The sequence below is a fragment of the Pseudomonas sp. IT-P176 genome (assembly GCF_949767245.1).
In the GTDB taxonomy this organism is placed as follows: Bacteria; Pseudomonadota; Gammaproteobacteria; order Pseudomonadales; family Pseudomonadaceae; genus Aquipseudomonas.
Genome location: NZ_CATKPN010000120.1, coordinates 1 through 323 on the forward strand (window position 1 = coordinate 1; position 323 = coordinate 323).

At 58.5% G+C, this 323-nt stretch carries 1 pseudogene; it reads right to left on the bottom strand.

What is annotated here, in order from left to right:
• Nucleotides 1-323: pseudogene (locus ACM6IP_RS26065) on the bottom strand (sel1 repeat family protein); the annotation flags it as partial.

The following is a 323-nucleotide window of genomic DNA, read 5'->3' on the forward strand; positions in this document are numbered from 1 at the left end:
CGCTCAAGGTCTTCCTGTTCGCCGAGGTAGTACAACGTATCGGTGGGAGGAGGACCGCGAAAGGCCTCTTCCAGCCAACCGGCAGAGGTTTCGTTACCTGCTACAACGCCCATCTGGAAGACCTCAAGCGCCTCTTCATACCGACCCTCGTACTTTAGGTCGATACCCAAGGCAACAGCTGCCTTGCCATTGCCCTGTTCAGCCGCACAGCGGCGCATCTGCCGGGCAACGTCCGGCGCGACTCTTATCGGTGCCAGTATGTCCCCCACATCATACTGGGCTTGGGCGCTACCCTGATCAGCCGCCTTGCGAAAATAACGTAA